General features: G+C 70.0%; 13 protein-coding genes. 12 read left to right on the top strand and 1 reads right to left on the bottom strand.

What is annotated here, in order from left to right; translation table 11 throughout:
- Nucleotides 1-21 precede the first annotated feature (21 nt).
- From OC372_RS05235 to OC372_RS05200, 8 genes are all read left to right on the top strand, one after another.
- Nucleotides 22-912, top strand: a complete 891-nt coding sequence (locus OC372_RS05235) for an aminotransferase class IV (RefSeq protein ID WP_262001113.1) — start codon at nucleotides 22-24, stop codon at nucleotides 910-912.
- Nucleotides 905-2,023, top strand: a complete 1,119-nt coding sequence (locus OC372_RS05230; RefSeq protein WP_262001112.1) for a dipeptidase — start codon at nucleotides 905-907, stop codon at nucleotides 2,021-2,023. Before OC372_RS05235 ends, OC372_RS05230 begins: the two co-directional genes overlap by 8 nt.
- Nucleotides 2,020-2,733: a type 1 glutamine amidotransferase gene (locus tag OC372_RS05225; protein ID WP_262001111.1), complete on the top strand. Its 714-nt coding sequence runs from the start codon at nucleotides 2,020-2,022 to the stop codon at nucleotides 2,731-2,733. The genes OC372_RS05230 and OC372_RS05225 overlap by 4 nt, the downstream gene beginning before the upstream one ends.
- Nucleotides 2,730-4,250, top strand: a complete 1,521-nt coding sequence (locus tag OC372_RS05220; protein WP_262001110.1) for a serine hydrolase domain-containing protein — start codon at nucleotides 2,730-2,732, stop codon at nucleotides 4,248-4,250. Before OC372_RS05225 ends, OC372_RS05220 begins: the two co-directional genes overlap by 4 nt.
- A gap of 94 nt (nucleotides 4,251-4,344) precedes the next feature.
- Nucleotides 4,345-5,958, top strand: a complete 1,614-nt coding sequence (locus tag OC372_RS05215; protein ID WP_105710132.1) for an ABC transporter substrate-binding protein — start codon at nucleotides 4,345-4,347, stop codon at nucleotides 5,956-5,958.
- 25 nt (nucleotides 5,959-5,983) lie between these two features.
- Nucleotides 5,984-6,931, top strand: a complete 948-nt coding sequence (locus OC372_RS05210; RefSeq protein ID WP_105710131.1) for an ABC transporter permease — start codon at nucleotides 5,984-5,986, stop codon at nucleotides 6,929-6,931.
- The gene (locus tag OC372_RS05205) at nucleotides 6,928-7,740 is read left to right on the top strand and encodes an ABC transporter permease (RefSeq protein ID WP_262001109.1); all 813 of its coding nucleotides are present in this window, start codon (nucleotides 6,928-6,930) and stop codon (nucleotides 7,738-7,740) included. Before OC372_RS05210 ends, OC372_RS05205 begins: the two co-directional genes overlap by 4 nt.
- The gene (locus OC372_RS05200) at nucleotides 7,737-9,242 is read left to right on the top strand and encodes an ATP-binding cassette domain-containing protein (RefSeq protein ID WP_258134062.1); all 1,506 of its coding nucleotides are present in this window, start codon (nucleotides 7,737-7,739) and stop codon (nucleotides 9,240-9,242) included. Before OC372_RS05205 ends, OC372_RS05200 begins: the two co-directional genes overlap by 4 nt.
- On the opposite strand, the gene OC372_RS05195 is transcribed toward OC372_RS05200, so the two are convergent.
- Nucleotides 9,232-9,882, bottom strand: a complete 651-nt coding sequence (locus OC372_RS05195) for a pentapeptide repeat-containing protein (protein WP_262001108.1) — start codon at nucleotides 9,880-9,882, stop codon at nucleotides 9,232-9,234. The two genes, OC372_RS05200 and OC372_RS05195, sit on opposite strands and share 11 nt — an antisense overlap.
- Before the next feature lie 900 nt (nucleotides 9,883-10,782).
- On the opposite strand from OC372_RS05195, the gene OC372_RS05190 reads away from it, so the two are divergent.
- The 4 genes from OC372_RS05190 to OC372_RS05175 all read left to right on the top strand — a co-directional run bounded on the left by OC372_RS05190 (nucleotide 10,783) and on the right by OC372_RS05175 (nucleotide 16,591).
- Nucleotides 10,783-11,034, top strand: coding sequence for an endonuclease domain-containing protein (locus OC372_RS05190; RefSeq protein WP_262001107.1), 252 nt, complete (start codon nucleotides 10,783-10,785; stop codon nucleotides 11,032-11,034).
- Between the two features lie 417 nt (nucleotides 11,035-11,451).
- Nucleotides 11,452-14,832: an isoleucine--tRNA ligase gene (ileS, locus tag OC372_RS05185; protein WP_262001106.1), complete on the top strand. Its 3,381-nt coding sequence runs from the start codon at nucleotides 11,452-11,454 to the stop codon at nucleotides 14,830-14,832.
- A complete protein-coding gene (locus OC372_RS05180; RefSeq protein ID WP_262001105.1) occupies nucleotides 14,829-16,181 on the top strand; it encodes a bifunctional folylpolyglutamate synthase/dihydrofolate synthase in 1,353 nt (450 codons plus the stop codon). Before ileS ends, OC372_RS05180 begins: the two co-directional genes overlap by 4 nt.
- A complete protein-coding gene (locus OC372_RS05175) occupies nucleotides 16,178-16,591 on the top strand; it encodes a DUF4233 domain-containing protein (protein WP_262001104.1) in 414 nt (137 codons plus the stop codon). The genes OC372_RS05180 and OC372_RS05175 overlap by 4 nt, the downstream gene beginning before the upstream one ends.
- Nucleotide 16,592: the final 1 nt, after the last annotated feature.

The following is a 16,592-nucleotide window of genomic DNA, read 5'->3' as shown; positions in this document are numbered from 1 at the left end:
CCCATTCCGGAGAGGACCATCATGCGTGCGCTGCTGCTGTTTCGCCTCGACCTGTCGGGCACGTCCGCCGTCGAGGAGAGCATCCACCCCATCGACCCGCGTGAGCCGATCGTCAGGGCGACCGACCTCGGCGTCAATCGCGGGGACGGGGTGTTCGAGACCGCCGTGGTCCGCGGCGGCAGGCCGCAAGCACTCGAGGCTCATCTGACGCGCCTCGAACGCTCGGCGGGGCTGATGGAGCTGCCCGCGCCCCGACGCGACCTGTGGCGAGCCGCGGTTCTCCGGGCGGCCGCGGCGGTGTCCCTTCCCGGAGTGCTGGAGGAAGGGGAGATCGCGTCCGTCAAGTTCGTCATGACCCGAGGCGACGAATTCGACCAGGGAGCGCCGACCGGTTGGGTGCTCGGGTTCGCCGGCAGCGACCCCTCCGCCGTCCGTATGCGCGGCGTCCGCGCCGTCGTGCTGGATCGCGGCTACCGGCACGACGTGATGCAGACCGCCCCCTGGCTGCTGCAGGGAGCGAAGTCGCTCGCCTATGCGGTGAATCAGGCTGCCCTTCGGGAGGCGGCCCGTCGCGGCGCCGATGACGTGATCTTCGTGAGCGCAGACGGATTCGTGCTCGAGGGCCCGCGCTCGACGCTGATCGCCCGCATCGACGGCGAGCTCGTCACACCACCCGCCGAGCTCGGCGTCCTCCCCGGAACGACCCAGGCCGATGCATTCTCGGGAGTCACCGACGTCCCGACGAGGATCGGGGTGCTCATGCGCGACGATCTGGATCGGGCGGATGCGCTGTGGTTGTGCTCCAGCACGCGCGGCGCGGTGCCGGTGGGGCAGCTCGACGGTGCGGAGCGGTTCATCGACCATGACCTGACCGCGCGGATGAACGCGGCGCTGGACGCGCGCGATGACTGAGAGAGGTGCACAGCGGATGCTCGACAGTGTGATCGACGGACACAACGACCTGGCGTGGGCGAGCAGGACCCTGCTCGGGTATGGGGTGGAGGAACTCGCGGACGGCGTGCCGTCGACGCAGACCGACCTTCCCCGGCTCGCGATCGGCGGGGTGGCCGGACAGTTCTGGTCGGTATGGGTCGATCCGGTGCTGCAGGGTGCCGAGCAGGTCGTCGGAACGCTGGAGCAGATCGACTTCGTGCACCGTCTGGTCGACGCGCACCCCGAGCGCCTCGCCTTCGCGCGGACCGCAGCGGATGTGCGCCAGGCGATGGCGGAAGGGCGGATCGCCTCGCTCATCGGCATCGAAGGCGGCAGCCAGCTCGGCGGTTCGCTCGCGGTGCTGCGCCAGTACGCCCGTCTGGGCGCGCGGTACATGACGCTCACCTGGTCGCGGACGACCACCTGGGCCGACTCCGCGACCGACGACGCGCATCACGGCGGTCTCAGTGCGTGGGGCCGCGAGGTCGTGCGCGAGATGAACCGCATCGGGGTCCTCGTCGATCTCTCCCACGTGGCCCCGACGACGATGCGTCACGCCCTCGAGGAGACCACCCGCCCCGTGATGGTGAGCCACTCCGGTGCTCTCGCCCTCTGTGATCACCCGCGCAACGTCCCCGACGACGTGCTCGCCGCGATCGGTGCCCAGGGCGGAGTGGTGATGGTCGCTTTCGTACCCACGTTCGTCTCGCAGGCCCGCCGCGACTGGTGGGAGGCCGGAGGCGAGGGCGAGGCGCCGGCCGTGAGCGTCCGCGACGTCGCCGATCATCTCGACCACATCCGACGGGTCGCGGGACCGCATGCCGTGGGCATCGGCGCGGACTACGACGGCACCGACGCGATGCCGGACGGGCTCGCCGACGTCTCCGGCTACCCGGTGTTGTTCGCAGAGCTGCGAGCGCGGGGATGGTCGGAGGCCGAACTCGCCGGCCTCGCGCACGAGAACGTGCTCCGGGTCCTGGAGGCCTCCGATCGCGATCACGAGTCCTTCCTGGCAGGGCGGGCCGCACCGCCCGCGACCGCCGCGCTGGTGCCCGCCGTCGATGTGTCGACGCGGGAGGGAGCGCTGTGAGCCCGCGCGTGCTCGTCGTCGTCAACTCCGCGAGCTCCGGACCGCGGCGCCTCGGGGCCTGGCTCGTCGACCGCGGCATCGCGGTCGACGCCGTGGTCGCAGCGGAGGAGGAGCTCCCCGCCACTCTCGACGGCTACGCCGGACTGGTGCTCCTCGGCGGCGGCCTGATGCCGGACGAGGACGACCGTGCGCCCTGGCTCGCGGTCGAGCGCGCGCTCGCCGCCGAGGCCATCGACCACGACCTCCCGACGCTCGGCATCTGCCTGGGCGCGCAGGTGCTCGCGCACGTGGCCGGAGGAGAGGTGAAGGCGAAGACCGGCCCCGTCGAGCGCGGGGCGACGCCCATCCGTCCGACCCCGTCCGGCCGGGAGGACGCGGTGATCGCGACGCTCGGCGACGGTGCCCCGATGATCGAGAACCACCAGGACATGATCACCCGTCTGCCGCCGCGGGCGGTGCTGCTCGCATCCAGCGACGCCATCGAGATTCAGGCCTTCCGGCTGGGGCGGCACGTCCGCGGCGTGCAGTTCCACCCGGAGGCCTCGGCTGCCGATCTCGCCCGCTGGGACGATGCCGCCTTGCGCGGAGAAGGACGATCCTTGGTGCGCCTGATCGCCGCCGCCGAGGAGGTCGACGCGCACAACACCGAGGTCAGCCGTGCGATCGTCGAGGCGTTCGCGGACGAGATCCTGGTCGGAGGTCGCGGGTGAACGCGGCGGCCGCTCCGCTCGCGACGACGACGGTGGGCCGCGCCCTCCGGCGCGGGCTGGACGAGAGGGCGCGTCGGACCGCCCCCGCATCGATCGTCGCCGTGTGCGAGCGCGGGGAGGTGCGGGGTGTCCGCGCCCACGGACATCCGCGCGCCGACGCCGCGACGACGAGTCGGGACACCGTGTTCCGGGTCGCATCGATGTCGAAGAGCTTTCTCGCCGCGACGGCACTCGCCCTGCGCGACAGCGGGGCCCTCGATCTCCATGCCCCGATCACCGAGTATCTTCCCGCCGTGCGCGCCAGGCACCGGGGCGCGGATGCCCTGCTCACCGGAGACCTGCTGCTCTCCAACCGGTCGGGGCTCGGCGAGGACAACGCCTGGGTCGACCGCCACCTGGGCGACTCCCGAGCGGAGATCGCTGCGCTGTTCTCCGAGGGGATGCTGCTCTCCGCCGCGCCCGGAACCACGTACCAGTACTCCAATCTCGGGCAGTCGCTGGTCGGCGCGGCGGTCGAGGCCGTCACCGGACGAGCCGTCGAGGACGTGGTGCGGGAGACACTGCTCGAGCCACTGGGACTGACGAGCACCGCCCATTCGGCCGACGGCTATGCGCACGACACCCTGGCCCGCGGCTTCCGCACCTTCGACGACGGCGCGACCTTCCACCCCGAGCCGTATGTGCGCACCGGCGCCCTCGGCTGCATCGGGAGCATGTTCAGCACCGTGGACGACATCGCCACCTGGATGTGGTTCCTCGGTTCGGCCTTCACCGACGACCCGCTCGCGCCGCACGTGCTCGCGCCCTCCTCGCGGATCGAGATGCAGCAGCCGAGGACACCCATCGACGTGCCATCGGGGATGTTCGACGGACGCGACCTCGCCGGTGCCGGCTACGGGTACGGACTCTTCGTGGAGCACGACCGGCGGTTCGGCCGCATCGTGCAGCACTCCGGCGGCCTTCCGGGCTTCTCCGCCCACATGCGCTGGCATGCGGCGACCGGCATCGGCGCGGTGGCGTTCGGGAACTCGGACGAGTTCGGTGCGCGGCGTGTGGCCGGTGCCGCACTGCAGGACGCGCTCGACGGCACCGACGCGCCGTCGGCCGTGGTGCAGCCGTGGCCGGAGACCGTGACCGCGGCGCGGGCGATCGATGACGCCATCCGAGAGGGCCGATCCGCCGCCGAGTATCCGGGCCTGGCCGATCACGTCCTCGAGGATGTGCCGCCGGGCATCCGTGATTCCCGCCTTGCGGCCCACATCGCCACGATCGGCGGCATGCACCCCGTTCAGAAGCCCTTCGCTGAGCGGGTGATCGCATCCGCCACCGAGGCCGAGCTGCTCTGGCGGATCGCCGGGGAGAGGGCAGACCTGCGCGTGCAAGCGCGCCTGGTGGGTGTGCCCCGGCCTCGCGTGCAGAACCTGGATGTCGCCGTCATCGTCCACGGCGAGACGAGGACGAAAGACGAGATCGTCTCGCCCGCCGACCGCCATCGCATCGTGTTCGACGGGGAGTGAGGAGCCCCGGAGCCGCGGGGGCATGCTTTTCGACCCAGTCCAAGAAATCGCCGTAGAATGGACGCATCCCGCCCCGTCCGTTCTGAGGATCGTCATGCCCGCAAACCCCGTGCGCCGTCTCCTGCCTTTCGCCGCGCTCGCCGCCGCCACCGCCCTGGTGCTCAGCGCCTGCGCTGCTCCTGCCTCGGAGGGGGAGGGTGACGGAGAACTCGTGTGGTCCATCGAGGGCGCGAACCTGTCGGCCGGGCACATGGACCCGCAGATCAGCCAGCTCGATGTCTCGGGCATGGTGCAGCGGGCGGTGCTCGACTCGCTCGTCTTCCAGGAGACCGACGGCACGTTCACGCCCTGGCTCGCGAAAGAGTGGGAGGTCTCGCCGGACAGCACCGAGTACACCTTCACGCTCCGCGACGACGTGACCTTCACCGACGGCGAGCCCTTCGACGCGGCGGCGGTCAAGGCGAACTTCGACCGCATCGTCGACCCCGCGACGGTTTCGGCCCAGGCAGCCAGCATGCTCGGCGCGGCCTTCTACGAGGGCACCGAGGTCATCGACGACTACACGGTGAAGGTCTCCTTCACCCAGCCGTACGCACCCTTCCTGCAGGCGGCCAGCACGCCGCAGCTCGGGTTCTACTCGCCCGCCGTGCTCGAGGAGTCGGGCGACAAGCTCAAGGCGGGCGGCCCCGGCATCACCGTGGGCACCGGTCCGTTCGAGCTGACCGAGTACACGCCCGACCAGGAGATCGTGTACACCCGCAACGATGACTACGCCTGGGGCCCGCACGACACGAAGGCTCCGAAGTTCGAGACGCTGCGCGTCGAGATCCAGCCCGAGGCCTCGGTGCGCACGGGCGTGGTGACCAGCGGTGAGGCCGATCTCGCCAGCAACATCCCGCCGAACCTCGCGCAGGACCTCGGCGACGGCGTCACGGTCGACTCGATCGAGTACCCCGGTCTGCCGTACTCGCTGTACCTGAACGAGAAGTACGGGGTGTTCGCCGACGAGAAGGTGCGTCAGGCCTTCGCGCGCGGCATCGACATCGACGCGGCGGTGGAGGAGATCTACTTCGGACAGTTCCCGCGTGCATGGAGCATCCTCGGCTCGACGACCCCGGGCTATGACGCCTCGCTCGAGGGCAGCTGGCCGTTCGATCAGGACGCCGCGAACGCGCTGCTCGACGAAGCCGGATGGACCGAGCGCGACGCCGACGGCATCCGTATGAAGGACGGCGAGCGGCTGTCGGTGCGCTGGATCGCCTGGACCCCGGTTCCCGACGACCGCGCGGCGCTCGCCAACGCGATCCAGTCCGACCTGAAGGGGATCGGGTTCGAGGTGAAGCGCGAGGTGCTCGAGCCGGGCGCCTACAACGAGCAGTACGAGCCCAAGACGTTCGACCTCACCGACTGGGGCTTCTCGGGAGTCGACCCCGATCTGCTGCGCAGCCACCTGCACACCGACGGCGTCCAGAACGCGTCGCAGGTGAGCGACCCCGAGATCGACGCACTCCTGGAGCAGGCCGTGGCCAGCAGCGACCAGGGCGAGCGCGACGAGCTCTACGCGCAGCTGCAGCAGTGGAACGCCGAACACACCGCCATCGTGCCGCTGTACAGCCCGTCGGCGATCACCGCCGTCGGCGAGCGCGTCGAGGGACTGCAGTACGACCTCTACGGTCGGCCGCTGTTCTACGATGTGACCGTCGGCTGAACCGCCGGCTGAGCGGAGGGCAGGGGTGGTGAAGGCTGCTCTCGTCCGCATCGTCGGCCTCGCTGCATCCGTCGTCATCGTGCTGTGGGGTGCCGCGACCGTCGCTTTCCTCGCGTTCCGGGTGATCCCGGGTGATCCCGTGTCGGTGATGCTCGGTCCCCAGGCGCAGGTCAGCGAGGCGGTGAAAGACGGGATCCGCGCCGACCTCGGGCTGGATCGGCCGCCGTTCGAGCAGTACCTCGGCTTCATCGGGCAGCTGGCCCGCGGAGACCTGGGCGAGTCGTACCAGCTGCGGATGCCGGTGTCCGAGGTCATCGGCCGGCAGCTCGGCGCGACCCTGCAGCTCTCGGTGCTCGCGCTCCTCATCGCCCTGGTGCTGGCGCTCGCCGTCGCGGTGCTCGTGCGCGGCCAGGTGGCTCGTACCGTCGCCGCGGGCATCGAACTGGTCGTGCTGTCGTCACCCGTGTTCTGGATCGGGCTCATCCTGCTCAGCGTCTTCGCCTTCGGCCTGGGCTGGTTCCCCGTCTCGGGGGCGCGGAACCCGGCCACTCTCGTGCTGCCGGCGATCACCCTCGCCCTTCCGGTCGCGGCGTTGCTGAGTCAGGTGCTGCGGGACGGCCTGATGCAGGCGGAGCGGATGCCGTTCGCGGAGACCGTGCGTGCCCGCGGTGCCAGTCCCTCGTGGTTCACGGTGCGTCATGGGCTGCGTCACGGCGCGGCCTCCGCCATCACGCTCGCCGCGTACCTCACGGGTTCCGTGCTCGGTGGTGCCGTGCTCGTCGAGACCGTGTTCGCCCGTCCGGGACTCGGCCGTGTCACGCTGGCCGCGATCAGCGACCGGGACCTTCCGGTCATCACCGGCATCATCCTCCTGAGCGCCCTGGTGTTCGTCGTGGTGAACCTCGTGATCGAACTCGTGCATCCCCTCATCGATCCACGCGTCGGAGCGGCCCGAGCCGGAGGTGTCCGATGAAGCGTGCGCAGCGCGTGCTGCTGTGGGCGGCCGTGGCGATGCTCACCCTGATCGTCTTCGCCGCCGTCTTCCCCGGAATGCTCGCGACTCACGATCCGCTGCAGACCGACGTCCGCTCGGCGCTGCTCCCGCCGAGTGCCGAGCATCTCTTCGGCACCGACCAGAGCGGTCGCGACGTGTACTCGCGTGTCGTCTACGGGGCTGGGCGCTCGCTGGGGATCGGGCTTCTCGCCACGGCGGTCGCGCTGGCGATCGGCCTCGTCATCGGAGCTCTCGCCGGGGTCGCACCCCGAGCGGTGGACACCACCGTGATGCGGGTCAACGACGTGCTGATGGCTTTTCCCGAGTTCCTCGTCGCTCTCGTCGTGGTCGCGGTGCTGGGGCCGGGGCCGGTGAACATCGCGATCGCGGTCACTCTCGCCGCGGTGCCCGTGTACATCCGGCTCGCCCGCGTGCAGACGCAGACCCTGCGGGTCGCCGAGCACGTCGAAGCCGCGCGCATCCTGGGCGTACCGAGGGTGAAGGCGTTCACACGTCACGTCGTCCCCGGTGTGCTCGGGGCGCTGAGTGTGCTCGCGACGATCGGCATCGGGTCGAGCATCCTGGCCGCGGCGGGCCTGAGCTTCCTCGGTCTCGGCCCGTCCGAGCCGACGCCCGAATGGGGGCTGATGCTCGCCGGAGGACGCAACGTGCTGGGACAGGCGTGGTGGATCGCGGTCTTCCCCGGAATCGCCATCACCCTCACCGTCATCTCGGCGACCGTCATCGGGCGCATCCTGCGGGCACGCGCAGAAGGGCGGACGTCGTGAGTGCGCTGGAGGTGCGGGGACTGCGGATCGCGTTCGGCGCGGACCCGGTCGTCGACGGTGTCGGGTTCGCGGTGGAGCCGGGGGAGTGCGTCGCGATCGTCGGGGAATCCGGAGCGGGCAAGACACTCACCGCGCGCGCACTCCTCGGGCTCACGCCGTCGGATGCGACGGTGACGGTCGACACGCTCACCGTCGACGGGAGGGATGCGGCGACGCTCTCCGAGCGCGGCTGGCGAGGGCTCCGTGGCGCCGGCATCGGCCTCGTCTCGCAGGACGCCCTGGTCTCGCTCGATCCGCTCCGCCGCATCGGTGCGGAAGTGGCGGAGCCGTTGCGCCTGCACGGTATCGTGCGGGGCCGGGCGGCGCTCGACGCCCGGGTGCGAGAGCTTCTGCGGCGGGTGTGGATGCCGGATGCGGAGCGTCGCTCCCGGCAGTATGCGCACGAGCTCTCGGGCGGACTCCGACAGCGGGCATTGATCGCCTCCGCGATCGCCGCATCTCCTGTCGTCCTCGTGGCTGATGAGCCGACGACGGCGCTGGACGCCACGGTGCAGGCGCGGATCCTCGGCCTGCTGCGCGAGATCACGGACGCCGGGACCGCGCTCGTCTTCATCAGCCACGACTTCGCGGCCGTGCGGCGGCTCGCGGACCGGGTGCTGGTCATGAAGGGCGGGCAGGTGGTCGAGTCCGGCCCGGTGTCCGAGGTGCTGGAGAGCCCGCAGCACGAGTACACGCGTCAGCTGATCGCGGCGACGATCCACGAACCGCGTGCGGGGGTGCGGACGGAGTCGGCGCCGGTGCTGGTCGTGGACGGACTCTCGAAGAGCTTCGACGCGGTGCCGGCGGTCGTCGAGGCGTCGTTCACCGTCGTGGCGGGGCGGACGCTCGGCGTCGTGGGGGAGTCCGGATCGGGGAAGACGACCTTGGCGCGGATGATCGTCGGTGTCGAGCAGCCGGACGCCGGCTCGCTGCGCTGGATCGGCGAGCCGCGGGTGCAGCTCGTGCACCAGAACCCGCTCGGTGCCTTCGACCCCCGATGGACGATCGGGCGCTCCCTGCGCGAGGGGCTCGAGGCCGCGGGCGTGCCCCGGGGCAGACGGGCCGAGCGGGTCGCCGAGCTGCTGGACGAGGTCGGCCTCGCACCCGAACTCGCCGACCGTCGTCCTCGCGCGCTCTCCGGCGGGCAGCGTCAGCGCGCAGCGATCGCCCGGGCGCTCGCCGCCGACCCCGAGGTGCTCGTCCTCGACGAACCCGTGTCGGCGCTCGACCCCTCGGTCCGCGAACGCGTGCTGCAGCTGCTCGCCCGACTGCAGCAAGAACGGAAACTGACGATGATCCTCGTCTCGCACGACCTCGATGTGGTCGGAGCCGTCGCCGACGAGGTGCTCGTCATGCAGGATGGCCGGATCGTGGAGCAGGGCGCGACCGCCGAGGTGTTCGCGGCGCCGCAGCATCCGTTCACGCGAGAGCTGCGGGAGGCGAGCGGTCCCGTCAGTCCTTGATCTGGATGCCCAGGCCCGCCGCGATCACGGGCGCCAGCTGCTGCACCTGGAACGACGAGAGTGTCGTCCCGCGGAGGCTGTTGGCGTCGAGATAGGTCATCGCATCGAGACCGCGCAGATCGACGTCTGTGGCGCGCATGCCCCGCGGGTCGACCTCGTCGCTGGTCGTGGCGGTGAACCGGACGCGGGTGAGGTCGGCCTGCGGCATGTCGATCGTGCGGATCGCGCAGCCGGAGATCTCGAGGTCGGTCACCTTCGCGGCACCGAGGTTGAGGTAGTCGATCCGTACGTCACGCAGCTCGAGTTCCGAGATGCGTGCCTCGCTGAGGTCGAGGGTGCCGATGCGGCCGCCAGCGATCCGCAGTCGTCGCACACCGGTGTCGCGCATCCGCAGTGAGGCGATGCGTGCCCCGGACATCTCGACGTCGACCACCGTCGCGCCCGTGAGGTCGACGGCTTCGGCATCCGCCGACACGGTGCACTGTTCGAGTGTCGCGTAGGCGAGGTCCACCGTTCCGCTGAGCTCGAGCCTCGCGGCGATGATGTCGGCGCTGCGCGCGGGGGATGCGGGCTCGAACTCCCGGGGCAGATCGGGGTCGCTGATACGGGGCGGTGCGGGGGACTCTGTCGTGCGGGCCATGCTCCGAGGCTATGGCCTGGCACAGACACGGCCCCGGCCCCGGCCTCGGCCCGGACACGGTCACGACATCGCAGATTCGCACCCGAGTCGCACGCTCCGACTTCCTGCCGGGCGCTGCAGGCTGTCGACTCACAGTCGCCCCGGCCTTCTGCGCTCGGCGCGGCCACCCGCACGGATTTCGGCCGAGCGGAGCGCGAAATACCTGAAGACATGCGACCGCGACTTGTCCTCCACCCGACCTGGAAGCGCACAGCGGTGCACAGATGGCGTTTTCGCGCTCGGCGACGGAGCATCACAGCTTCACACTGGACGGGTGCGGCGAACGGCGGAGGGACTCACGGAGCGAATCGTCGACCTCGGCGGTATCGTGCGGTCCGGACGCGTCGCTGATCTCGGGTTCGGCAGGACGGCAGTGGAAGCTGCGCTCAGAGCCGGAGCCATCACCCGTCCTCGACGTGGATGGCTCGCCTCGCCCACGGCCGACCCGCTCCTACTGGGCGCAGCCCGACACGGGGTGGTACTCACCTGTCGGACTCAGGCCGGCCGCCTCGGGCTCTGGGTGCATGACCCGAACGGTGTCCCGCACGTCGCCGTCGGGACGAACTCTGCGAGTCGGCGCGACCTCCGAGCCAAAGTGCACTGGGGAGCACCGGTCATCCCGCGTCACCCTGACGCGTTGGTCGATCCGGTAGAGAACGTGCTGGCGCACATCGCCGAGTGCGAACCGTTTGAGCAGGCGCTCGCCACGTGGGAGTCCGCATTGAACAGATCGCTTGTGAAGATCGAGGACCTGAGGGGCCTTCCCTGGAGACCAGCCGCTCGTCGAGTTCTGGCGACCGCCACGCCCTTCTCGGATGCGGGATTGGAGACGTACCTCCGCGAGCGGCTCCGCTGGCCCGGGTGCCCGTGCGCGCTCAGATCTGGATCGCAGGTCACCGTGTCGACGCTCTGATCGGCAGCCGCCTCGTCATCCAGATCGACGGTGGGCATCATGTCGGTGCACAGCGCAGTGAAGACATCCGGCATGACGCTGTGTTGAAGCTCGGGGGATACCACGTCATCCGAGTCTCGTACTCTCAGATGATGTTCGAGTGGCCAGCAGTGCAGGACCTGATCATGCGCGCCGTCGCGCAGGGGATGCACGAGGCCTGAGTCGCCGAGACGTGCACGGGGCACGGGGCCTGTCGGTATTCGGAGGCGTCGCTCCCTCGGCCTTTCGTCTTTTGTTCGGCCAATCTCCTCGATTTCGACCGCGGGAAGCGTGAAAGGCCGCGGGAAGCGCGAAAGTCCGCGGAAGCGCAGGACGGCGGGAAGCGCGGGAAGCGCAGGGCGGCCCACCGCGCGGGACCCGCGTACACTGGAGGGACGAGCATCGATCCGGCATCACCGGGGAGCTCTCGGAAGAACGGCGCATCCCCCGGGGTGTGCTCACTAGAACCGAGCGGGGCAGGCCCGTCACAGCCGCAGTGAGAGTGGTCGCGTCGCAAGGCGTGGCACGCGAGGTGGTACCGCGGTCCGTGAGGGTCGTCCTCGCAGGAGCATCCGCCACGACGACCACTGCGAGACACGATGACCTACCCCCGTTCCTCCTTCGGCCCCGCCGCCGATTCCGTCGCGCCCAGCCCCCGCTTCCCGCAGATCGAGGAGGAGGTGCTCGCGTTCTGGAATGACGACGACACCTTCCGCGCCTCGATCGAGCAGCGTGAGGGATCGCCGGAGTGGGTGTTCTACGACGGCCCGCCGTTCGCGAACGGCCTGCCGCACTACGGCCACCTCCTCACCGGGTACGCCAAGGACGTGTTCCCGCGCTTCCAGACCATGACCGGCCACAAGGTCGACCGGGTCTTCGGCTGGGACACGCACGGACTTCCCGCCGAGCTCGAGGCGATGAAGCAGCTCGGCATCACCGAGAAGGCCGAGATCGAGGAGATGGGCATCGACGTCTTCAACGCGAAGGCGAAGAGCTCCGTGCTCGCCTACACGCACGAGTGGCAGGACTACGTCACCCGCCAGGCGCGCTGGGTCGACTTCGATCGCGGCTACAAGACGCTCGACCTCGGGTACATGGAGAGCGTGCTCTGGGCGTTCAAGACGCTGTACGACAAGGGCCTCGCCTACGAGGGCTACCGCGTGCTGCCGTACTGCTGGCGTGATGAGACCCCGCTCAGCGCCCACGAGCTGCGCATGGACGACGACGTGTACCAGATGCGTCAGGACCCCTCCGTCACGGTGACCTTCCCGTTGACCGGGGCCAAGGCCGAGTCGCTCGGGCTCACGGGAGTGCGCGCCCTCGCCTGGACGACCACGCCCTGGACGTTGCCGACAAACGTCGCACTCGCCGTGGGGCCGGAGATCGAGTACGTCGTGCTGCCGGCCGGTCCCCTCGGCGCGGCCGACGTGCATCAGGTCGCCGGGACCACGGACGCCGCGATCGAGTCGTCCGCGCATCGCTACCTGCTCGCCCGTGAGCTCGTCGGCGGTTACGCGAAGGACCTCGGATACGAGAGTGCGGAGGAGGCGCTCGCCGCGGTCGACGCCACCGTCCGCGGCGCCGAGCTGCAGGACGTCACCTACGACCGTCTGTTCGACTACTACGCCGACACCGAGACGTACGGCACCGAGAACGCCTGGCGCATCCTGGTCGACGACTACGTCACGGTCAGCGACGGCACCGGCATCGTCCACCAGGCCCCGGCCTACGGTGAGGACGACCAGCGGGTCGCGGGCGCGGCCGGCATCCCCACGATCCTGTCTCTCGACGACGGCGGGAAGTTCCTCCCGAACGTCACCGATGTGGCGGGTCAGCTGTGGATGGACGCGAACACGCCGCTGGTGCGCCTGATCCGCGAGAACGGTCGTCTGATCCGTCTGCAGAGCTACGAGCACTCGTACCCGCACTGCTGGCGCTGCCGGAATCCCCTGATCTACAAGGCCGTGTCGAGCTGGTTCATCCGCGTGACGGACATCAAGGACGACATGCTCGCGAACAACGAGCAGATCACCTGGGTGCCGGAGAACGTGAAGCACGGTCAGTTCGGCAAGTGGCTCGAGGGGGCGCGCGACTGGTCGATCAGCCGCAACCGCTATTGGGGTTCGCCGATCCCGATCTGGAAGAGCGACGACCCGGAGTACCCGCGCGTCGACGCCTACGGCTCGCTCGAGGATCTGGAGCGCGACTTCGGCACGCTGCCGCGCAACCCCGAGGGCGAGATCGACCTGCACCGCCCGTACATCGACGACCTGACGCGCCCGAACCCCGACGACCCCACGGGCAAGAGCACGATGCGACGGATCGAAGACGTCTTCGACGTGTGGTTCGACTCGGGTTCGATGCCCTACGCCCAGGTGCACTACCCGTTCGAGAACCAGGAGTGGTTCGACTCGCACGCGCCGGCGGACTTCATCGTCGAGTACATCGGTCAGACCCGCGGCTGGTTCTACGTCATGCACGTGCTGTCGACGGCGTTGTTCGACCGCCCGGCGTTCACCGGTGTCAGCTGCCACGGCATCGTGCTGGGCAGCGACGGGTACAAGATGTCGAAGTCGCTGCGCAACTACCCGGACGTTTCCGAGGTGCTCGATCGCGACGGCTCCGACGCGATGCGCTGGTTCCTGATGTCGAGCTCCGTGCTGCGCGGCGGCAACCTCGCGGTGACCGAAGAGGGCATCCGCTCCGGCGTCCGCGAGTTCCTGCTGCCGCTGTGGAACTCCTGGTACTTCTTCGCCACCTACGCGAACGCGTCCGGTGTCGACGGCTACGAGGCCGAATGGCGCACGGATTCCACGGATGTGCTCGACCGCTACATCCTGGCTCGCCTCGGTGACCTCGTGCGCGAGGTTCGAGCGGACCTGGAAGGGCTCGATTCGACCACGGCATCGGCGCGCCTGCGCGACTTCGCCGAGGTGCTGACGAACTGGTACATCCGTCGCTCGCGCGACCGCTTCTGGGTCGGTGTCACCGAGGACCCGAAGAGCCGCGAGGCATTCGACACGCTGTACACGGTGCTCGAGACGCTCACCCGCGTCGCGGCACCGCTCGTGCCGCTGATCAGCGAGCGCGTGTGGCAGGGCCTCACCGGCGGGCGCAGTGTGCACCTGACGGACTGGCCGGATGACACGCAGTTCCCGGCCGCCGACGAGATCCGTGACGCGATGGATGCGGTGCGCGAGCTCTCGAGCGTCGGCAACGCTCTGCGCAAGAAGGAGAAGCTGCGCGTGCGACTCCCGCTGGCGCGTCTGACCGTCGTGTCGCCGCTGGCCGGGACGCTGGGGCAGTTCGAGGAGATCCTGCGCGAGGAGCTCAACGTCAAGTCGGTTGAGCTCGTCGCCCTGCAGGACTCGACCGCCGTCCAATACGGCATCACGCACCGCCTGAGCGTGAATGCGCGTGCCGCGGGTCCGCGTCTCGGCAAGAACGTGCAGACCGTGATCAAGGCGGCCAAGGCGGGGGACTGGTCCGAGGAGGGAGGGGTCGTCACCGCGGGTGGGATCGCCCTGGAGCCCGCCGAGTACGACCTCGCGCTGGAGACCACCGGGCGTCCGGACGGCGAGGCGCTGGCGATCGTTCCCTCGGGCGGGTTCGTGCTGCTCGACACGCAGACCACGCCGCAGCTCGAGGCCGAGGGGCTCGCCCGCGACGCGATCCGCGTGGTCCAGGAGGCGCGGAAGAATGCGGGTCTCGACGTCAGCGACCGCATCGTCCTGGCACTGAACGCGTCGCCCGACGACGCCGCCGCGCTGGAGGCCCATGCAGAGCTGATCGCTGCTGAGACGCTCGCGGTCGCCTTCGCCGTGCAGCCGACCGACGACCTGGAGACCCTGGTCGATGAGGTCACGAGCCCCGGCGACGGCGTTTTCCGCTCGGGAGCGCGTGCGCTCGGTGCGACGAAGGCCCCGGTGATCGTGACGATCGATGCGACTGCGGTCGCGAGCGGAAAGGCCGGAGCATGAGCGAGAGGGAACGAGCGGACGCCGTCTACGAGGCGCTGCGGAGCCGCGCGGGGGAGCGCTGGGTGCAGCCGCGCAAGGAGCGCACCGCGCGCATCCTCGCCTTCCTGGACGACCCGCAGCGCACCTACCGCGTGATCCACATCACGGGCACGAACGGCAAGACCTCGACGGCGCGCATGATCGAGAGCCTGCTGCGCGCGCATGACCTGCGCACGGGCCTGTTCACGAGCCCGCACCTGGAGCGTTTCACGGAGCGCATCATGATCGACGGCGAGCCGATCGCCGACGAGGCGATCGCCGACGCGTGGGATGAGATCGAGCCCTTCGTCGACATCGTCGATGCCGAGTTCGAGGCCGCGGGGGATGCGCCGCTGACCTTCTTCGAACTACTGACGGTCCTGGCGTTCGTCGCCGTGGCGGATGCGCCGGTCGACGTGCTGGTGCTCGAGGTCGGCATGGGCGGGGAGTGGGACTCCACGAACACGGCCGACGGCGACGTCGCGGTGTTCGCACCGATCGACATCGACCATGCGGATCGGCTCGGCGACACGATCGCGGAGATCGCGGAGGTCAAGGCGGGCATCATCAAGGAGGGCGCGGCGGTCGTCTCCGCCCAGCAGCCTCCCGAGGCCGCCGAGGTGCTGCGTCGCGTGGCGGCGGAGCGCAACGCGACCATCGCCTTCGAGGGCGAGGAGTTCGGCATCACGGAGCAGAAGCTCGCCGTCGGCGGCCAGCTGCTCACGATCCGCGGACTCGCGGGGGAGTACGCCGAGGAGTACCTGCCGCTGTACGGAGCTCACCAGGGCCACAACGCCGCACTCGCCGTCGCCGCCGTCGAGTCGCTCATCGGCGGGGCGACCCAGGCGATCGCGGGCGACATCATCTCCGATGGACTCCAGGGCACGACGTCTCCCGGACGGCTCCAGCTGCTCGGGATCGCGCCCACCGTGATCGTCGACGCCGCGCACAATCCCCATGGAGCCACGGCCCTCGCCCAGGCGCTGGACGACAGCTTCGACTTCGACGAGTGGGGCCTCGTGCTCGGTGTGCTCGACGACAAGGACGCCGCAGGCATCCTCGGCCGGCTCGCTCCCGCCGTCGCGCACGTCTTCGCGACGGCGCCGGACTCGGATCGCGCGAGCGACGCCGACGCGATCGCCGACCTCGTCGAGCAGACGGGTCAGCGGGCGACCGTGCATCACTCCCTCTCCGACGCCGCCGACGCGGCGCGCGAGTGGGCGGCCGCATCCGATCGCCGGGCTGTCGTCATCGCCGGCTCGGTCGTGCTCGCCGGCGAGGCGATCGCCCTCGCCGAGGAAGAGGACTGGAAGTCGGGGTGGCGCGCGTGAGTGCGGATGCCGCCCCCGCACGCACCCCGCGGCCGCCGCGCACGCTCGTGCAGAAGCTCGCGCCCATCGTGCTCGGGTTCGAGGCGATCGTGGTGTTCCTCGTCGGACTCACGATCTTCGGACTGCGGCAGCTCCCCGCCGGCATCGAGCAGTGGTGGGGGATCGTCGGCGGTGCAGTCCTCGCGATCGCCTGCATCGCGATCGCCGGAATGATCACGAAGCCCTGGGCCCTCACGGCCGGGTGGGTCGTCCAGGCCATCGTCGCACTGTCGGCGTTCTTCGTTCCGGCCATCCTGCTCGTCGTCCTGATTTTCGGCGGCATGTGGGCGTATGCGACCATCGGAGGGGCCCGACTGGACGCACGACGCCCCGCCGAGCCCACGACCGAGACTCAGACAGAGAGTGAATGAC

Source organism: Microbacterium sp. Mcb102 (assembly GCF_024519805.1).
GTDB lineage: Bacteria > Actinomycetota > Actinomycetes > Actinomycetales > Microbacteriaceae > Microbacterium.
Note: the sequence above shows the minus strand (reverse complement) of the source record. Positions and strands in the feature narration are given on the sequence as shown.